Annotated in this window: 17 protein-coding genes; 4 read left to right on the forward strand and 13 right to left on the reverse strand. The window is 40.6% G+C overall.

Annotation, left to right across the window (positions count from 1 at the left end; genetic code table 11):
* The 9 genes from pheS to speA all read right to left on the reverse strand — a co-directional run bounded on the left by pheS (position 1) and on the right by speA (position 10,905).
* Positions 1-984 (reverse strand): phenylalanine--tRNA ligase subunit alpha, encoded by a 984-nt coding sequence (gene pheS, locus K8B83_RS14620; RefSeq protein WP_223417636.1) that lies wholly within the window; start codon positions 982-984, stop codon positions 1-3.
* 555 nt (positions 985-1,539) lie between these two features.
* Positions 1,540-4,383: an ExeM/NucH family extracellular endonuclease gene (locus tag K8B83_RS14625; RefSeq protein WP_223417638.1), complete on the reverse strand. Its 2,844-nt coding sequence runs from the start codon at positions 4,381-4,383 to the stop codon at positions 1,540-1,542.
* Between the two features lie 202 nt (positions 4,384-4,585).
* Positions 4,586-5,476 (reverse strand): putative ATP-dependent zinc protease, encoded by an 891-nt coding sequence (locus K8B83_RS14630; RefSeq protein ID WP_188739181.1) that lies wholly within the window; start codon positions 5,474-5,476, stop codon positions 4,586-4,588.
* Between the two features lie 53 nt (positions 5,477-5,529).
* Positions 5,530-5,880 (reverse strand): DUF3802 family protein, encoded by a 351-nt coding sequence (locus K8B83_RS14635; RefSeq protein WP_188739170.1) that lies wholly within the window; start codon positions 5,878-5,880, stop codon positions 5,530-5,532.
* A gap of 79 nt (positions 5,881-5,959) precedes the next feature.
* A complete protein-coding gene (locus K8B83_RS14640; protein WP_188739171.1) occupies positions 5,960-6,538 on the reverse strand; it encodes a YceI family protein in 579 nt (192 codons plus the stop codon).
* 83 nt (positions 6,539-6,621) lie between these two features.
* The gene (locus K8B83_RS14645) at positions 6,622-7,077 is read right to left on the reverse strand and encodes a YaiI/YqxD family protein (RefSeq protein ID WP_188739172.1); all 456 of its coding nucleotides are present in this window, start codon (positions 7,075-7,077) and stop codon (positions 6,622-6,624) included.
* A 29-nt stretch (positions 7,078-7,106) separates the two neighbouring features.
* Complete coding sequence (gene pdxH / locus K8B83_RS14650) at positions 7,107-7,745, reverse strand: pyridoxamine 5'-phosphate oxidase (RefSeq protein WP_188739173.1); 639 nt, start codon at positions 7,743-7,745, stop codon at positions 7,107-7,109.
* 215 nt (positions 7,746-7,960) lie between these two features.
* Positions 7,961-8,887, reverse strand: a complete 927-nt coding sequence (locus K8B83_RS14655; protein WP_223417639.1) for an S-adenosylmethionine decarboxylase proenzyme — start codon at positions 8,885-8,887, stop codon at positions 7,961-7,963.
* A gap of 107 nt (positions 8,888-8,994) precedes the next feature.
* Positions 8,995-10,905, reverse strand: coding sequence for a biosynthetic arginine decarboxylase (gene speA, locus K8B83_RS14660; RefSeq protein WP_188739175.1), 1,911 nt, complete (start codon positions 10,903-10,905; stop codon positions 8,995-8,997).
* Positions 10,906-11,490: 585 nt separating this feature from the next.
* Here speA and K8B83_RS14665 point away from each other — a divergent pair.
* The 4 genes from K8B83_RS14665 to K8B83_RS14680 all read left to right on the forward strand — a co-directional run bounded on the left by K8B83_RS14665 (position 11,491) and on the right by K8B83_RS14680 (position 14,911).
* Positions 11,491-12,324, forward strand: a complete 834-nt coding sequence (locus K8B83_RS14665) for a CvfB family protein (protein ID WP_188739176.1) — start codon at positions 11,491-11,493, stop codon at positions 12,322-12,324.
* Between the two features lie 111 nt (positions 12,325-12,435).
* Positions 12,436-13,089, forward strand: coding sequence for a YceH family protein (locus K8B83_RS14670; protein ID WP_223417645.1), 654 nt, complete (start codon positions 12,436-12,438; stop codon positions 13,087-13,089).
* 92 nt (positions 13,090-13,181) lie between these two features.
* A complete protein-coding gene (locus K8B83_RS14675) occupies positions 13,182-14,015 on the forward strand; it encodes an ABC transporter permease (protein ID WP_223417647.1) in 834 nt (277 codons plus the stop codon).
* A complete protein-coding gene (locus K8B83_RS14680) occupies positions 14,012-14,911 on the forward strand; it encodes an ABC transporter ATP-binding protein (RefSeq protein WP_223417649.1) in 900 nt (299 codons plus the stop codon). Before K8B83_RS14675 ends, K8B83_RS14680 begins: the two co-directional genes overlap by 4 nt.
* Positions 14,912-15,901: 990 nt before the next feature.
* Here the strand turns inward: K8B83_RS14680 and K8B83_RS14685 are convergent.
* From K8B83_RS14685 to K8B83_RS14700, 4 genes are all read right to left on the reverse strand, one after another.
* Entirely contained in the window at positions 15,902-16,111 is a 210-nt protein-coding gene (locus tag K8B83_RS14685) for a cold-shock protein (RefSeq protein WP_011496716.1), read from the reverse strand.
* Between the two features lie 248 nt (positions 16,112-16,359).
* Positions 16,360-17,193: a 23S rRNA (guanine(745)-N(1))-methyltransferase gene (gene rlmA / locus K8B83_RS14690; RefSeq protein WP_223417651.1), complete on the reverse strand. Its 834-nt coding sequence runs from the start codon at positions 17,191-17,193 to the stop codon at positions 16,360-16,362.
* A 25-nt stretch (positions 17,194-17,218) separates the two neighbouring features.
* Positions 17,219-18,025 carry a hypothetical protein gene (locus tag K8B83_RS14695; RefSeq protein WP_188740720.1) on the reverse strand — a complete coding sequence of 269 codons (807 nt, stop codon included), beginning with the start codon at positions 18,023-18,025 and terminating at the stop codon, positions 17,219-17,221.
* A 453-nt stretch (positions 18,026-18,478) separates the two neighbouring features.
* Entirely contained in the window at positions 18,479-18,892 is a 414-nt protein-coding gene (locus K8B83_RS14700; RefSeq protein WP_223417653.1) for an autotransporter outer membrane beta-barrel domain-containing protein, read from the reverse strand.
* Positions 18,893-18,905: the final 13 nt, after the last annotated feature.

Genomic DNA, 18,905 nt, shown 5'->3' on the forward strand with positions numbered 1-18,905 from the left:
TTATTTGAATTGCTTAAGAAAACGTAAATCGTTTTCGAAGAAGGCACGTAAATCATTTACGCCGTAGCGCAACATGGTTAAACGCTCTACGCCCATACCAAAAGCAAAACCAGAGTATTTTTCAGGGTCAATGCCCACACTGCGCAGTACATTTGGGTGCACCATACCGCAGCCTAAAACCTCTAACCATTTACCGTTTTTACCCATTACGTCTACTTCAGCTGAAGGCTCAGTGAATGGGAAGTAAGATGGACGGAAACGCACTTCTAAATCTTCTTCAAAGAAGTTGCGTAAAAAGTCATGCAAAATGCCTTTTAGCTCTGCAAAATTAACATTTTCTGCCACCATCAAACCTTCAACTTGGTGGAACATTGGCGTGTGAGTTTGATCGTAATCGTTACGATAAACACGGCCAGGAGAAATAATACGCAAAGGCGGTTTTTCGTGTTCCATTGTGCGAATTTGCACGCCCGAAGTTTGGGTACGCAACATCACTTTTGGATTAAAGTAAAAGGTATCGTGATCGGCACGAGCAGGGTGATGTTCAGAAATATTTAATGCATCAAAGTTGTGAAAATCATCTTCGATTTCAGGCCCTTGCTTAACAACAAAGCCTAATTCACCAAAAAAGGTTTCTATCCGTTCGATAGTGCGAGTCACCGGATGTAAGCCACCGATCTCTAAGGTACGCCCTGGTAAAGTCACATCGATTTTTTCAGCAATTAATTTTGCTTCAAGTTCCGATGCTTTTAATCCGTCGATACGCTCAGACAGCTTTTGCTGTACCGCTTGCTTAGCTTGGTTGACGGCTTGTCCAAAGGCAGGTTTTTCTTCTGCGCTTAAGGATCCCATCATTTTCATCATGTCCGTGATTTTACCTTTTTTACCAAGGTAATCGACACGGATATCATCCAATGTCTTTAGATCACTGGCCTTGTCAATGACCTCTAAGGCTTGTTCTACGATCTCGGTTAACTGCTGCATGTTATCATCCACTGCATTTGTGCATATCAATGCGATTGGGCGTCTGCTTCGACTATCAAATAAATCAACTAATTTGATAGTGCCGACGCGATAGTTTAACTCGTGTTATTTGCACAACGAGCCAAAGCTAGGGTTAAAATAAAAGAGTGAAATTTTACGTGAGCGACCGCAAATTTGCTAGTCATAATTGGACTTTTTAGTGGCAAATAGCTGTATTTAACTGCTATTTCGTTTCGTTGGCTTATCAGACATGGCTCACGCGCTCAATTCACTACAAGGACACTGTAATATTTACTGCGTTATATATTAGCCATCACCACAAGAATGTGGTCTTTGTTACTGTTTAACATCGCTTATAACGCCGTTAGAAATGTTGAGAGTAGCACAATGGGCTCACTGCAATTTCTGGCTTATTCTTAGGTTTTTTTGCTACGCAATCTCTGATCACTTATTTATCCCGATTGGTATCATTGATTAACGACAAAAAAGGTGCATTGAGCACCTTTTTATCCGTAATGATTGTCATTTTAAATAGTGACCGTAGAGGTCATCATGTTAAAAATTAACACTGGTTTTGCCTTTCTCTCCGTCATTATCGACTACAGTTAGCTCAACGCTTTTTTCACGACGACTTAAGCTGTAGGTAACTATTCCAGATGCTTTTCGACCACTATTAAATAACCATTGATGCTGTTTAATCACCCCATCTTGATCATAACTGGTTGAAATAAACAACTTGATAAACCACAGATTAATTTGGCTAATTTGTGCTGTAGGCGCCACATTTTCGGCCTCAAGAACCACATTAACGGTTTGTGATGTGGTTGCCACCTCACCTTTGTCGTCGGTTACAGTTAATTGCACCAGGTATTCACCCGACTCTGCGTATTGATGTGATGCACTCGCCCCGACAGCCGTGGCGCCATCTCCAAAGTCCCACTGCAATTGAACAATGTCTCCATCACTGTCAGCAGATGTCGACAATACCTGTAATAGACTTCCGGTTAATTGCTGTTCAAAACTGGCTAAAGGAGCAAGGTTTACCGGGGTAAATTGCAGTGACACAATCACAGGATCATGATCTGATGAGCGAAACGCATGATCTTGATAGAGTGATTGTTGTTGCAGATCAGACTTATACTCTAGGTTATAATCAAGCACAATCGGTTCATCCGCATTGATGTGCCATTCCGTTATCCCTACTACATCATCAAGCAGTGCATTGTTAGCCAATGCATGATCAAGTTGTCCAGACTCGCCAGCAAACACATATGAATAAGGCGTTTGAACACCAAGGTGATGGCTTAATTCGTGGTAACCATGGCTTGCTAACATGCTCAACGGATCTTCTTTGGCATAGGCATTTAAATCGCCTATAACCAATACCTTGCTGTTTGGATACTGATCGGCTAACCATTGCCCTATCGCATCTGTGGCTCGCGTACGTGTGATATTACAATTACCTTGACCGTCAAGGGTGTCTGGATCATTTGCGCTATTGCAATCACTGCCTTTTGACTTAAGATGATTGACTGCTACTACCACAGTTTCATCGCTGCCATTCACAGTAAAAGCTTGGGTTAACATCGGCCTATTTTTGCTGTCATCAAATAATATTAATCCACTATCATCAACGGGTGAATTGCTTGATGACAAAATACGTGCAGCACCAGAAAGTGACAACTTATCGGTACGATAAATCATGCCAACACTAATGGCATCACTACCAATTTGCGCCACATTTGGGATAACAACATCATAGAGGCTTGCTCCAATGGCAGCATTTAATCCTGTCACTAAGTCGTAAATTGCAGAGGTGCTGTCATAGCCATCGTTTTCAATTTCCATTAATCCAAAAACATCGGCATTAATGGTGTGCATTGCACTGATAATTTTTGTACGTTGGCGCTCAAACTCAGCGGCAGAATCGGCACCACGCTCCGTTGGAAAACCGCCACCGATCCCATCACCATTAAAGTAGTTAAGTACGTTAAAACTGGCAATACGTAAATCACTATCACTGACCAGCTCTGGAGAGGTTTGACGAGGATTAGTTTGCACCACATTAACAACATGGGTAGGCAAAATACGATATTGGCTAAAGCCATAATGCATCACACCTTCAAGCTCTGTAATACTGTCGCCCACTCGTAATGAATTGTCTGCCGACAAACCTGGTGCTGGATATGGGATAACAGCAGGGTTTTGACTAGTAGAACCGTCATCTAAAATAATGCTGTCTTTGGCGTTTGCTTCAGTAACCGCAAGTGCATCTGCACCGGGCGTCGCAACTTGTGTACCAATAAAGTGACGTTGAGAGCCGAGTAATACCTCGCCGTATCGCCCTAAACTGTATACATCATTAACAACTAATGTTTGTTCAAATCTAACTCTCATGCCTTCTACACGCTCAAGCTGCTGAGTTTCTGCCATGGGTAATGTTACCGTTGCCGCTGCAGGCAATACCTGTTCATTAGCACATAAGGCAAACTGGCTCACTCCAGATAATTGAGTTGTGCCGTTATATTCAGACACAGTTGCAGCAATTCGAACACGATCGCCTACATTCACTGCTAAGGGCTGGTTAGCAGTGTAAACAAAAATACCTTCTGAGGTATCTGCATCAGCATCTACTTGGGCATCAGCCATTTGCAAAAACAGCCCTGATAAGCCTGTTTGATTATCGCTGGTTACAATAGCTTCAACCACCACAGAGTTACCGACCATAGGGCTGGTTTGTGTGTTACCTTGTATCTCATGGATTGCTACCGCAGCTTGACCACACACAAATTCGACAGGATCAACGGGGTCGACAGGATCAATCGGGTCAACTGTTCCTGTTCCAGAAAATAAACCTAAATCAGCCACATCATCTTGAGCAAAACCTTGCCAGCCCGTTAATGTTACCGCATCGTCAACCACGATATCTGGTGTCAGATTATCAATATCTCGACGGAGAGTATTATTTTGTGTCGATAAGTCTCCACTGCCCCACTCAGCTCCTGGGTCATTCCCCACTTGGCCAAGTGAATCAACAACCACATCATTATGGGTTAACACAATGGCGTCATCTCCATTGAAAAAACTGGCACTACTTGTCTGCTGCGCTAAAGCTAAAATATCTGCAGAAGCATCATTATCGGCAACCACAAAGGTTGCATTCGCTGCAACACTGCCAATTAAACTGATGTTGGTTGAGGCAGTTGTACTACCATTAAAATAAAATGATAAAACATAATCACTTAAATCAATGGTATTAGCCGTTGGGTTAAATAATTCGATGGCTTTATTGTTGCTGCTACCTTCGATATATTCGGAGATAAGTAAGTCTTGTGAATTGGCTTGAAATGCCATAAGTGTTGATATTGAAACGGCAAGCAAAGTCTTATTGCTCAACATAATTGACCCCTATTACGATTGATTAATGTAATTAATTACTTGTACTTGATATGTCTATTTAAGAATTATTAGATAAATATCAGTCAAGCGAGGGCAACTATATCCTTATGCAATGACACACCTGTTGCAATTGTGTTGCACAGGTGTTTCAGAAATATAAAAACCGCCCATTAAGAGCGGTTTTCAAGAAATACGATTGGTTTTAAGATTTTTTATTTACATCAACAATATAACGCCCTTGAAGCCAATTACGACCAATTAATAGTTTATAGCCCATTTTAGTGCGATCAGCTAAATTGACATCGACTAGGTATTCTTCGCCTGGCACACCGACATTTAATCTCACTGTATAGCGTGATTCAGTGCCCTGAGCATTACGGATCAACGCGGTGCTACGAATTTTGGTACGAAGCTCGACTTGTTCACCTTTTTCATTTTCAGTGGTAAAAGTAATGATTTTACCAATGTTGTTATCAATGTTGACTGTATCTTCGTTTTCGACTTGAATATTAACCGCATGCAACGAGTTTTGTCCCGCTCCGGTATCGATTCGAGTATCAAATAACAACCCTGTTTGCTTAATACTGAGGGTAGCAACCGGGCCTATAGTTTTATTATGTGCAACGTCAACAACATAACCTTTTTTTATAAAATTACGCCCAATAAGCAGCTTGTAATTCATGTGGCTGCGGTCGCGTAGGTTAACATATACCTTATGTAAATCACCGGGATGGCCCACGTCTAATTTAACCATATAACGGGTTTCTATGCCTTGAGCGTTTTTAACTTTTGAAGTACTCACAATCTCGGCCTGCATGCGTTGTTTTTGGCCTTGCTCATTTTCTGTGGTGAACTCAATCATTTTACCTATATTGTGTTTCATCTGCTCAGATGCACCACCAATAATGTGTAAATCGACTGCGTGTAAAGAGGTATTAACAGCGCCGGTATCAATACGTGCTTTAAACATTAATCCAGAATTGTCTACCGTCATTGACTCAACTTGACGCAAAAGTGTAAATTGCTCACTTGCAAAAACAGACACTGAAACTAAACAACATAACAAAGCAGAAAACACAATACTTCTAAACATCATCAATCCCAAAGAGTTAAAACATGTAACCTAAAATGTGTTGCATTTTGCGTTTAACGTAATAAATGATCAATTTCTTGATCGAATAAATTTTTAATTAGCCCAGAAAACTCGGTAATAAAAATGCTTTGCTCTGGAGTGGCATTTTGATTAGCCACTGAAGCTAAAATTTCTTCTAAATCATAGACAATTGCATCAATTTCACGGATAACCATGTTACGTTGAGCAAATGACAATTGCGGATTTTGACCACAAACCATAATGATCTGAGCAGATAATTGCTCCTCAAATAACTCCATCACAGTTTCCGCTGCGGCAGCATTGTTTTCAGACGCTTCAAACAAGCCTAAGTGCTCAGTCAAATACTGAATTAAATGCATATATCCGTCTTTATCGGTAACCATGTTTTCACCTTTATTTACGACTAATTTTATAAAAATGGCTTCGATCTATTGATAAAAGCCACAATTAAACTGTTCAGTGTTATTGCGATAATGTTAGCACAAATGACACTGGAACAACTAAGCTGATACTCGGTAAGCCTGCGATTTCTCTTAACTTTTCAACACCAGCCACCAAATTAAACTCATCAGCTTGAACCAACACAGGTGCAAAGCTACTCACGACCAGTTTATTATCTGATAACTTAGCAATTAACACGTCAATCGTTTTATTTTGCTTTTTACCATGCATAGCAACTGAGGCATTAATTTGTGTCGTGAGTGTATCACCCACTTTCATTCCCATTAAAAGCTTAGGATTAATGAGGGCGTTCACTTTAAGCTGTGGGAATTGTGCCACCTCAAACAAAATAGTTTGCATACGTTCGTCACGTATTTGTATTCCCGTATCAACCGAATTAAGATCAATACTTAATGCAAACGCACCAGCATCGGTTAATGAGCCGGCGACCTGCTTAAAGTGATGTACCTCAGCAATATCGTTTTTCTTGACTGAAATAAAGCTGACACGTGAATGATCTTGATTGACTTGCCAATCGCCTGCCATGGCTTGAAAACTTAATAACCCAGCAGCGAATAAAGGTAATGCTATTTTCATCATTTCGTCCTTTTTGTTAATAATGACACGTTATACCACTACAAAAACAAGTATAGATGACGACTCCACCGATTTGACAATTGTCATTATTTTACTTTCGCAAGCCATTTATCTAATGCTTGTGCAAATGCGTGCTTATCCGCTTGTGAGAAACTATTTGGTCCACCGGTATGTATACCACTGCTGCGCATTTCTTCCATAAAGTCTCGCATGGTCAGGGTTTGCTTGATGTTTTCAGTGGTATATACCGTCCCTCTAGGGTTGAGCACCAGCGCCCCTTTTTCAATTGCATCAGCCGCCAATGGAATATCGGCAGTAATCACCAAATCCCCTTTGCTTACCTGTTTAACAATATAATTATCGGCCTCATCAAAGCCTGAGCTGACTCTAATCATCGAAACAAATGGAGAAATAGGCACTTTTATCAGTTGATTAGCCACCAATACTAGCTGAATCGATTTGCGTTCAGACGCCCTAAATAACATCTCTTTAACGGCATTTGGACACGCATCAGCATCGACCCAAATTTTATTGCTTATCACGCGATAATGCTCCTGTTTATTAACACAGATTAAGGTGCTAACCGATCTATTTGCCACTCGCTATCTGTTTTACTGTACATAAATCTGTCATGTAGGCGATGCTCACCACCTTGCCAAAATTCGATACTGCTTGGACGCACTAAATAACCGCCCCAAAATTTAGGTAAAGGCACCTCGCCTTGGGCGTATTTTGCCTTCATTTCAGCAAATTTTCCTTCTAAAGCCTGGCGCGCTGAAATTTTACTCGATTGCTTTGATACCCATGCAGCAATTTGGCTGTCTTTGGGCCTACTCATAAAATATTTAGCCACTTCTATCATCGACAAAGGTTCAGCCTCACCGACGATTGCAACTTGACGCTCTAATGGGTGCCAAGGAAACAACAAACTGATTTTACTGTTTGCAGCAATTTGCTTGGCTTTACGGCTTTCGAGATTAGTAAAGAACACGAACCCCTTGTCGTCAAAACGCTTAAGTAACACGATGCGTTGAAAGGGTTGGCCTGTTTCATCTACTGTGGCGACACACATTGCGGTCGGATCTGTCAGCTGAGCATCTTTGGCCTGCTGGATCCATTTTTCAAATAAATCCATTGGATTTTGAGGTAAATCACCACGCCTTAAACCACCTTGAGTGTACTCACGGCGAATATCACTTAAATCACTCATTTGTGCTTCCTTGTTTATACTCACTCGATCTATTTTACGCTGAGCTATTACATAAAAGCCAACATCTAAACCTTGGCTTTACCATTTAATACCATTTCCAATCATGACCGGTTCAAACAAATAATGATTAAATGAGATAACACACCATTTTTTAATTAAGCCTTTACCGGAACCCAACAAAAGTAACCGAGAGTGGCTATCTTGTTTCGGCCTGATTACATTAATTCGGGGTTCAAAATTTCAGTACCGAGCTGTTGAAAGTGGCCAAAATACACCTGATAATTTTGCTCTATAGGGTATGTGCAATGGGCTAAACAGATATTTTTAGGCTGGTTTGCGGCTATAACGGGAACATTAAATCCAATTGAGTCCCAACTAATGGGTTGCAATAATGCCAATAATTGCGCAGCGACTGGATTATCAGAGTCTGCCATATCAAAATTGGTTTCTACACTCACATAAGAGCTTTGCTCCTGCGGAGTAATGTGAATGGTAAAATATTGCTCGTCTTTTATGCCGTTAACTGAAAAGCCTAATGGGCTAAATAAGTGAGCATCTAGGTTAAACCCAGCAAATAATGTGCTTAAACCTAATCGTTCACACACTTGCTCGACACTTTGCTCTGTTGAAGTTAAATACTGAGCGATAGGGCCGCTAATGTGATACATCAGTAGCTCGCTAGTCTTATCTTGTGCCGCGATCAAAGAGGTGTCACTGGTAAAAATAAAATGGTGATGACTGTCAAGGTGACCAATTCGACAAGCTTTTCCGGGTATGTATTGACGTAACCGGGCAATGTCATCGGCAAACGTAGAGGCTTGTAAATGGGCTAAATATTCATTCTTGCGTTGATAGCTCACAAACGCCACGTTTTTAACGCCAATATGCTCAAGCAATGCCAGTAAGCTGTCTATTAAAGTCGATAATCCGCAAGTTAACATAACAATGCGGTTATCCCATACAAATAGGCTCGATTCACTTAATAAATAGGCATCGCAATGTTGATTATCAATAACAGAAATAATGTCTGCTTTAGCAAGACTGACGATTTGAGTCCAAAAATCTGAGCCCAATAGACGTAATGAGCCATGAGTGGATGCGGTTATGATCTCAACTTTTTTTTCAGAACCTTCAAAAAACATCAGTGTAGTTAACCTTTAAATACAGTAATGGCGTCACGATAAATAAAGGCTTAGTTATTATGCATAACTAAGCCTCATATTACGTATTCATCATCTTACGCTTACATTTAGAAATCTTCTAAATAAGTGTAACCTTCGAGTCCGATTTGTAACTCTTCTAAAATGCTAGCACGCTCATCTTCAACAATGTGTTGAGTCACTAACTCTTCGAAGGTACGCATAAACTCATCAGCATCCAAGTTAACATAACGTAATACGTCAGCCACGGTATCACCTTGGAGTACCGACTCAATATTTGCAGCACCATCGGCATCAAGACGAACAACTGCCGAGTTAGTATCACCAAATAGGTTATGCATATCACCTAAAATCTCTTGATATGCTCCCACCATAAAGAAGCCGATTAAGTATGGGCTTTCTTCACTCCACGCAGGCACGGGTAATGTGGTTTCAATACCCTGACCATCTACGTATTGGTCTACAATACCATCTGAGTCACAGGTAATGTCTAACATTACAGCGCGGCGCTCAGGCGCTTTGTCTAGGCCAGACAAAGGCAATACAGGGAATACCTGATCGATACCCCATGCATCTGGTAACGACTGGAATAAAGAGAAGTTAACAAAAAACTTATCTGCAAGCTTTTCGTTAAGTTCATCAATAATTGGACGGTGGTAACGATTGTTATTACTCAACAACCCCTTCACTTCATGACATACACGTAAGTGAGTTTGTTCAGCCCATGCACGGTGCGCTAGGCTAAATTGGCCAACAGCAAATAATGAATGTGCTTCAGCGATATCACTTTGAGTATCATGATAAATCTCAATAATGGCACGTTGATCATGTCCGCCACTGATTTCTTCCCACGACTGCCACATATTGTGTAATAGTTGCGGTGCATCTTCTGCAGGCGCTTCAATTACTTCGGGCATGTACGCTTCTGTACCAATCACATCAGTAATTAATACCGCATGATGCGCAGTTAAATGGCGGCCAGACTCAGAAATAATACGCGGCATTGGCTGCTCGTACTCATTACATAAGTCAGTTAACACATTAACGATGTTGTTAGCATATTCGTTCAAACCATAGTTCATCGAATTGTTGCTTTGGCTACGAGTACCATCGTAGTCAACGGCTAAACCACCACCAACGTCAAAACACTTGATGTTTGCGCCTAACTGACGCAACTCACAATAAAAACGCCCCGCTTCGCCCACACCTTGGCGGATATCACGAATGTTGGCAATTTGCGAACCTAAGTGAAAATGCAATAGCTGAAGAGAGTCAAGCATGTTAGCGCTTTTTAGTTCAGCAACAACTTTCAATACTTGAGCCGCAGACAACCCAAACTTTGACTTTTCGCCGCCACTAGCTTGCCACTTGCCTTTACCCTGGAATGCCAATCGAACGCGCAGACCTAAACGAGGTGTCACACCTAACTTAGACGCCTCTTCAAGCACCATTTTAAGTTCAGACATCTTCTCAAGTACGATATACACTTTATGGCCTAGTTTTTCACCAATAAGGGCTAAGCGAATGTATTCTTTGTCTTTGTAACCATTACACACAATAACAGAGCTGGCTTTTTGCGCCATGGCCAAAACAGCCATTAACTCTGGTTTACTTCCCGCCTCTAGGCCAAGTTGTGGCACTTCTTTTGATTTTTGACTGGCAAGAATTTCTTCAACAACGGTTTGCTGTTGGTTCACTTTAATCGGGTAAACTAACAAATAATCATTTTGATAGTCGTACTTAGTAATGGCATCGTTAAAAGCTTCACATAAGCTTTCCACTCTGTGGTGCAAAATCTGTGGGAAACGCACAAGTACCGGTAACGAAACGCCCGCTTGAACCATATTTTTGGCTAATTCATTTAAGCCAACTTTATGATCAGGATTTTGAGGATCGGGTGACACCGTCACTTCGCCATCTTCACGTATACCGTAAAAACCTTGGCTCCAGTGAGTCACGTTATAACCCGCGCGAGCATCTTCGATAGACCAATCAGACATAATTATTTTCCGTATTTGTATCAAAGTTAGCAGTACTTTTTATGCGACTGCTTGTTAAAATCCAGATAACGACCTAGCGCTATCTTTGGTATTCAGTTGCCATCTTTTGTATCTTTAACATGAGGTTAGCGTCTTTACCGGCACGTTGAACTCTCGATGTTATAAATGTTAAATAAAACTACGTTATGTAAGGTCAAACATCCCTATTAACATGCTCATGTTTTAATTAAAGGCATAACACATCTTAGTCTTACATTTGCATGGCTTGCAAACATTGTCGGCTAAACATAATCCAATTTATGTAACGAGTGTTTTACTGTTTAAATTAAAAATAAGATCACTTTATCAACGATAAACCTACTTGTAAAAATCGGCGCAATTAAAACCTGCAATGCAGTCTAATGCAAGTAAATTACCCATTAATTACCATAAAAGCCCTGATTTTCTGCCATCAAACCAGTTCAATTAAGCACTAAGCCAATAAATCAATTTCAACTCACGGTAATTGGCACAACCTAGCGTTGATTTACGTGTATAATTAACCGATTGAAACACCTTTTCATCTTTTATTAAGTAGAGTCATTCATGATACAAATCGGTAAACGTTATTCATTAGAAGTCGTAAAGCAAGTGAACTTTGGGGTTTACTTAAATGCTCAAGAGCTAGGACAGGTCTTGCTTCCTAATAAATTTGTCCCTGCCGGTTGTAATGTCGGTGATATGGTCGACGTATTTCTTTACCTAGACTCAGAAGATATTGTGATTGCCACCACCCAAAAAGCACTTGCCCAAGTAGGCGAATTTGCTTACTTAAAAGTAGTCGCTACAGGCCCTTACGGTGCATTTTTAGATTGGGGATTAGACAAAGATTTACTGCTACCTTTTGGTGAACAACACAAACCGGCAGAAGAAGGCCGTTCATATTTAGTGTATGTCCATGCCAATCATGCCGATGAGCGCATTATGGCATCATCTAAAGTGGATAAGTTTGTCGACAAAACTGAAGCCCATTATAGCCCTGGTGAGCAAGTAAACTTAATTATCGGTGGCACCACCGATTTAGGCTACAAAGCCATTATTAACAATAAGCACTGGGGTGTTATCTACACCAATGAGGTTTTTCAAAAGCTTCGCTTCGGCCAAAAGTTAACCGGATTTATTAAAACCATGCGCAGTGACGGCAAAATTGATTTGGTTTTACAAAAAAGCGGTAAAGAAGATTTAGACAAAAACGCCCGTCTTATCATTAATAAACTGCGAAGCGCTGATGGATTTTTACCTTTGCATGATAAAACCGATGCAGACATCATTTACGACCAACTCGGTATGAGTAAGAAGGCCTTTAAAAAATCGATAGGCGGTTTATTTAAAGCAGGTGACATCAGCATTGACAGCGATGGTATTCGCTTAACCATGTAAATTAAGGTTATCGCAAATACATAATGAGTGGGTAGCGACTCACTCATTATGTCATTTCTTTCTAAGCCACAATAATACAAGTATTACAGCGATTTTTTATAAGGACAGTGTATGGAATTGACGTCATTAGAAGCCCGCGTTATCGGATGCTTACTTGAAAAAGAGCTCACCACCCCCGACCAATATCCTCTATCACTTAATTCGTTAACCCTCGCCTGCAATCAAAAAAGTAGCCGCGAACCTGTAATGTCATTAAGTGAATCCGAAGTTCAAACCATTATTGATGACTTAACTAAAAAACGTTTTATCAGTGAGCAAACCGGGTTTGGCAGTCGCGTTGTCAAATACAAGCATCGTTTTTGTAATACCGAATTTAGTGAATTGCAACTCAGTAGCGCTGAAGTCGCATTGATATGTGTACTGCTTTTACGTGGCCCACAAACACCAGGCGAACTTAAAACTCGAACACCGCGCTTACATGAATTTAGTGACGTGAGCCAAGTAGAGGCGACATTACTGGGTTTGAGCCAACGAGATACACCGCTTGTTGTGCAACTAGCTCGCGAGCCAAACAAGCGAGATTGCCGTTTTTTAGAGTGCTTTAGCGGCAACATTGATGAACACCAAATCAATAGCGGTGAGCATATACAAGTCTCAGCTCAAACACAGCACAGTTTGGCACAAGAAGCGCGCATCGCAGAATTAACAGAAAGAGTTGACGCACTAGAGCAAAAAATGGCTCGGCTTGAAACTTTACTCGACTAATCCGTTGAGCATGTGTGTAAACTCAAATATGAGGCCATCATTGGCATCATCTCAGCCAGACAATTAATGCGTGTCATCCAAGGATTATTTTTATGCAACACGTCTCAGTGCCCTCGGGGCTGTCTCATATTGGGTTATTGGCCAAATATGAACTTAGTAAACGCTTTACCAATAAAAGTGGCATGGTAGCCCTAATCGCTTTTATGCTTATTTGGGCGATTTTATTACTTTACCCTATCAAAAGTGCCTCTGAATTTATTATGGAACCTAATTTCAGAAGCTTCACAGAAGCCCTATTTGGCCCCGGCAGTTTACAACATTTATTTGAATGGCCTGTTGCTGAATTTGCCGTGTTTTGGCTCGCAGCTTTATATTTATTTCCTCTGTTCAGCATTTTTATTGCCGCGGATCAATTCAGTTCAGACAAGCAGCGTGGCAGTTTACGTTTTTTAACCTTAAGAGTAAGCCGCAGCAGTCTTTTTTTGGGGCGTTTTGCGGGGCAAATGCTGATCCAATTGTCGTTAATTATACTCACTCTACTCGCAACCATTATCATGGTTGTCAGTCGTGATATGACGTTACTGGCTGCGGCGCTGAGCACCAGCTTATTGGTCATGGTTAACCTTTTTATCGTAGTATTACCCTATACAGCAGCCATGGCGCTATTGTCATTGCATGCTAACTCAGCAAGACAGGCGAGTATTTTTGCGATTATTCTTTGGGCATTAGTATCCATTGTTATCGGATTAATTAATTTCAAATTTCCGCAATTGAGTGGATTGAGTATCATTTTACCTGGTTCTCAAATTTCGAGCATGATAAATACCCAAGGCATTAGCTCGCTAGCCTACTCGCCAATTCCGTTATTGCAAACCGTTGTTATTTTAGGACTGGGTAATTTATTAATGAAACGGAGTGCCCTATGAGCCTAATTCAATGCAATAACTTATCGAAACACTACCCTAATAAATTAGCGCTAGACAATGTTAACCTAAGCTTAAACGCTGGTGCACCAATTGCGTTAGTTGGCCCAAATGGTGCAGGTAAAACCACACTGTTTAGCTTACTGTGTGGTTATATTCAGCCCACTCAAGGCAGCGTGACGATCCTTGGTCATGCACCTGGTAGTAAGGCACTTCAAGGGGTGTTATCTGCCCTACCGCAAGATGCAGAACTTGACCCACATTTTAGTATTGCCTCGCAGCTACAATTTTTTGCAACACTGCAAGGCTTCAGTCAAGCCGAAGCCAAACAAGAAGTATCTCGAGTATTAAGTTTGGTCGATTTAGCACAGTCAGCACAAGCCAAACCCAAAAGCCTTAGCCATGGTATGAGCAAACGAGTCTCTATTGCGCAGTCGTTAATTGGCTCACCTAAAATTGTATTACTTGATGAGCCAACTGCAGGGCTCGATCCTGCCAATGCTAAAAAGATACGCCAAATCGTTAAAGATTTATCAAGTGAAACCACCTTTTTAATCAGCTCTCACAACTTAGATGAACTTGAAAAACTGTGCGATCAGGTGGTGTATCTTGAACAGGGTAAACTACAGAAATCGGTGTCGATTAAAGCCAGTCAGGCAACAGATTTTATTACATTAACGATGCAAACATGCGATATGGATAGCCTGCATCAACAACTACTCGGATTAGCCCAGGTTATTGAAGTTAAACGCAGTGGTGATGAGCAGTATGTTATTGAGTATCATAAACAAAGTAATTTTGAGCTAGAACAACAAATCCTGGGCTTGTTAGCAGAAAAGCAATGGCGATACAAAGCCATACTTAAAGGTCGAACACTAGAAGAAACCCTATTCTCATAAGCCATTGCAATATGTCAGTACAGGCCCGTTAACACGGGCCTTTTTATGGGCCTTTGTTTATAGCCTATGGGCTTTATTATGAGTCATATCAGCTTATTTAGCCTAAATTCAACTTCAGACTCAAGCTCTACCCAGCCGATTACGTGACGATGTTCTGCAATAAATTGACTGACTGACAAACGAACCAACACTGGGCTTGATGTATAGGCTGAATTTAAAAGTGATGCACAGATTCGAGTATTCTCTATGTATTAAGGTGTTTGCGCTTTAAAACATGGCGATAAAGTCGTGCGCTAAAATAAAATACTTATACCAATTCCAGCAATTATCTGGTCATTCAGCGGGAATTCTGTACCTTCTAGGCAAGTAATAGGATTGTAGGCATAGTTACTCTCGGCAACTGCTCCTGCGTTGCTCTACCTCCTGCATCCATGCAGTCGTCGGCAACTGCTCCTGCGTTGCTCTACCTCCTGCATCCATGCAGTCGTCGGCAACTGCTCCTGCGTTGCTCTACCTCCTGCATCCATGCAGTCGTACGTCAAAATACTATTAAGCAGCATAGAAGGCACAGAAACCCGCCTTGCAGGAGGCGCTCATACAGTCCATTTCTTTGTTGCATTGCCTTAGAAGGGAATAACCATTATTTCAACAATGCGCCTCAAACTGAACAGTCTGAGCGACTCTGATTGGTCACATAATTAATGGAAATGGTATTAAATGGAATGTCGAAGTGAAGTACTTTGCCAAATAGAGCATTAAAGTACCTGTGCTGGAATATATCTCTAGGAAAATAAGACCGCTGAATAGTAACAATGTCGACGAGGAAGAAATCGAAACATAAGTAGAAGCTGGAGTATAAGCTGTTTAACTCGTTTAGACGTTGGCATTAAACATAGCGTTCGTATTAGGTCTGTTAAATTTGCAAAAAAAAACTGCAGCATAAATGCTACAGTCTTATTATTAATATCTAGTCGAAACTAGATAGAAATATTAGCCAACTACTGAAACGTTTTCAGCTTGAGGACCTTTCTGACCTTGAGTCACAGTGAAAGATACTTTTTGGCCTTCGTCTAGAGTTTTGAAACCGTCAGAGTTGATAGCACGGAAGTGAACGAATACGTCTGGACCAGACTCTTGCTCGATAAATCCGAAACCTTTGTCAGAGTTGAACCACTTAACAACACCAGTAACTTGAGACATGATATAAATCCTGTAAAATATATAATTAAAGCCTTAACGGCGGTAAAGCTGGAAAATGCCGGTATTACTTATGTTCACAGGACGAAACTGGTCGTATTGAAACACATAAATATAAGCCCAACCTTCAAGCTAAGTAGACTATAAACCATTCTCAGAATAAGTCAACAAACATCAAGCAAAGGTCAATATTTTTTTGATGTTTAAACCGAACGGTTTATCTTTGAGCATCAACTAGTTATTTGTCTGATTTAATCAACACTTGATTGTTCGCGCTGGTGAATTTCGATTTTAAAATCGATCTCACATTCGAGTCCTTGCTCTATTATTTGCCGTTTTTGCATATCACTTAACTTCCATGCATAAGGTGTCATATTCAGGAAATGTTCAATATCATTGGCTTGGGTTAACGTTAACTGATAAGTAAGCGATTCATGGGCAAGATAGTTAAACCCCTCAAGCATGAGCGAGTCTTGTGGATGCAATCTAGGTTGGCTATAAATCTTTTGTTTCAGTGCAAAATGATGCATTGGGCCGGGCGAAACAGTAATCAACGTACTGCCTGGTTTCATTACTCGCTGTAATTCTTCCACTTTAGATGGCGCATATATTCGAATTGCCAAATCGATACTCTTGTCTGCAAATGGCATTTCAAACACACTTGCAACACAAAATTGTAATTCAGGGTAGCGTTTCGCAGCTGAACGTATCGCTGATTTAGAAATATCTAAACCATAAAGTTTGCATTGCTCACCTGAAGATTGTTGCATTGTTTCAAATAAACGATGGCTGTAATAACCTTCCCCACAACCGATATCCAAAAGAGTTTCAGCGTTTGGATGATATTGCGCTGCAAGTAAATTCACCTGGTCGCTTAAGGGTTGATAAAAGCCTCGACTAAGAAACTCTCTTCTTGCGATCATCATGTCTTTATTGTCGCCAGGATCTTTGGTTTTTTTCTTTTGAACTGGCAATAAATTAACGTAACCTTCTTTTGCACAATCAAATTGGTGCCGCTGAACACATGCCCAACTTTTATCGCTTAACGTTAATGGCGCAGAACATATAGGACAAATATACGGCATGGGTAGGCTCTAGAATGGTAAAAAATTAATTTTCGTCATCAGACAGCTTTTTAACCATGTCTGACACATCTTTTGGGGCTAATAGCTCAAAACAGTCTAGCTTACGCTGTAATTGTTCAATATTGCACAGCTGCTCATTTGATGAACGACCAAAATTTGGACGTTCTAAAGATTGATGATAGGTTCTCAATAGCCACTGGTGTTTATTTTGCAACAAATGATCAAGCTTTAACAGCTCAGTTGACACGCCCGGATGAATTTTGCCCGATTCACCTTTAAGGTATTCTCGTAAATCACGTCTAACTTGCTCAAGCTCACTGATGTGCACCGCCAAAACAGAAGAAGGCTCACTGTGATCGAATTTGCGTCCTAATATGGCTTTTGCCATCACCAAAGCTTGAGGCTCACTTAAAATACGCAAGTCTTGCTCAAGAGAAATTAACTCAAAACGCGCCAGAGGCGCCAAACTAAAATACACATTATCATCGGCTTGGATATCGACAACAACACCGGCCCTCAATTGTTCAATACATACCCTTGGTGCAGTCCCCATTTTGGAATATAAACGAGCCCCTTGTCCAAGCGTTCTGATTTGATCATATTGACTCACCACCTGTTGAGTATGATGATAAATCAATTCAACAAAAGGTTGATGACGCACAATCAATGTCGCATTGGTTCCATTTACTTGACTGACCACGAATTCAGCTATCGGATTTGTCATCGCAGATAACACCAACAAATCACTCACCGATTCAGACAAGCGAAGCGTTAACAGCGTAGGCTGTTTAATTTCGCTGACAATTGGTTGAGTAAAAATATGTTGATGCATTCAATATCCTTTTTAAATTGAGATCACCTACATTCGGTGTATCGCATATTATATAATTTATCTTACTTATTGATTAGAAACTAGCAAACCTGTGCTGATGCGGTATAAATTTGCAATATTAACGCTATTATCAATTTAAGGCTCATCAATGTTAATATGCCTGTAATCGAGAAAAGGACCTTATTTTTATTATGGCTAATGCAATTCAACCCACCCTATTTTGGCACGATTATAGAACTATGGAGTTCAAGCCATTAATTTAAAATGAAAAATAAAATATAAAAACAAGAATATGTACACACAGATGTACACAAAATTTAATTTGTCACAATTATACTAATAAAAGCAAAACCCCTCAATCAACCACAAAATTACAAGCTCTGTTAACGTCTGTTAAGGATTAAAGCTTAATCGCCAAGCAGGTTTTACCCGCTTGGACTCTTGTGAGTTTTATTACACTGAAAGTGTTTCAATAGAAACGCTATCAATAAAACCAGTTTGTTTTACCAAGTGAGAATAAGCGGCAGTCCTAGCTTCTAACTCTTTGTATTCATCGGCCAATAAATTAACGCTAAATACTTTTGTGCTGCGCCCTTCTTTTAGTTGTTCAATGGGCGGCTTGCCGTCATTAAATGCCTGTTCGTTCATGAATACACTTACCATGAAACTTGCATTTTTGCCGCCGTGGCTGGTTGTTACTATCTGATAATGTTCGTTAACAGCGTCACCATCACCAGGTGACGAAACAACATCGAGTCGCTCGCTAGTAGATACGTTATTGCTGACGTTTAAATCAGATACAACTGCCAGTGCGTTGGTTAACTCAAGCCCTGAAGAAAGGGTGATTGATGGGATTAATAAAGCCATTGTGGCCTCCTTT

Source organism: Shewanella inventionis (genome assembly GCF_019931735.1).
GTDB lineage: Bacteria > Pseudomonadota > Gammaproteobacteria > Enterobacterales > Shewanellaceae > Shewanella > Shewanella inventionis.

Excerpts from the sequence above, each read along its gene's own strand:
- pheS (WP_223417636.1), bottom strand. The coding sequence starts at position 984 with ATGCAGCAGTTAACCGAGATCGTAGAACAAGCCTTAGAGGTCATTGAC.
- K8B83_RS14625 (WP_223417638.1), bottom strand. The coding sequence starts at position 4,383 with ATGTTGAGCAATAAGACTTTGCTTGCCGTTTCAATATCAACACTTATG.
- K8B83_RS14630 (WP_188739181.1), bottom strand. The coding sequence starts at position 5,476 with ATGTTTAGAAGTATTGTGTTTTCTGCTTTGTTATGTTGTTTAGTTTCA.
- K8B83_RS14635 (WP_188739170.1), bottom strand. The coding sequence starts at position 5,880 with ATGGTTACCGATAAAGACGGATATATGCATTTAATTCAGTATTTGACT.
- K8B83_RS14640 (WP_188739171.1), bottom strand. The coding sequence starts at position 6,538 with ATGATGAAAATAGCATTACCTTTATTCGCTGCTGGGTTATTAAGTTTT.
- pdxH (WP_188739173.1), bottom strand. The coding sequence starts at position 7,745 with ATGAGTGATTTAAGTGATATTCGCCGTGAGTACACTCAAGGTGGTTTA.
- K8B83_RS14655 (WP_223417639.1), bottom strand. The coding sequence starts at position 8,887 with ATGTTTTTTGAAGGTTCTGAAAAAAAAGTTGAGATCATAACCGCATCC.
- speA (WP_188739175.1), bottom strand. The coding sequence starts at position 10,905 with ATGTCTGATTGGTCTATCGAAGATGCTCGCGCGGGTTATAACGTGACT.
- K8B83_RS14665 (WP_188739176.1), top strand. The coding sequence starts at position 11,491 with ATGATACAAATCGGTAAACGTTATTCATTAGAAGTCGTAAAGCAAGTG.
- K8B83_RS14670 (WP_223417645.1), top strand. The coding sequence starts at position 12,436 with ATGGAATTGACGTCATTAGAAGCCCGCGTTATCGGATGCTTACTTGAA.
- K8B83_RS14675 (WP_223417647.1), top strand. The coding sequence starts at position 13,182 with ATGCAACACGTCTCAGTGCCCTCGGGGCTGTCTCATATTGGGTTATTG.
- K8B83_RS14680 (WP_223417649.1), top strand. The coding sequence starts at position 14,012 with ATGAGCCTAATTCAATGCAATAACTTATCGAAACACTACCCTAATAAA.
- K8B83_RS14685 (WP_011496716.1), bottom strand. The coding sequence starts at position 16,111 with ATGTCTCAAGTTACTGGTGTTGTTAAGTGGTTCAACTCTGACAAAGGT.
- rlmA (WP_223417651.1), bottom strand. The coding sequence starts at position 17,193 with ATGCCGTATATTTGTCCTATATGTTCTGCGCCATTAACGTTAAGCGAT.
- K8B83_RS14695 (WP_188740720.1), bottom strand. The coding sequence starts at position 18,025 with ATGCATCAACATATTTTTACTCAACCAATTGTCAGCGAAATTAAACAG.
- K8B83_RS14700 (WP_223417653.1), bottom strand. The coding sequence starts at position 18,892 with ATGGCTTTATTAATCCCATCAATCACCCTTTCTTCAGGGCTTGAGTTA.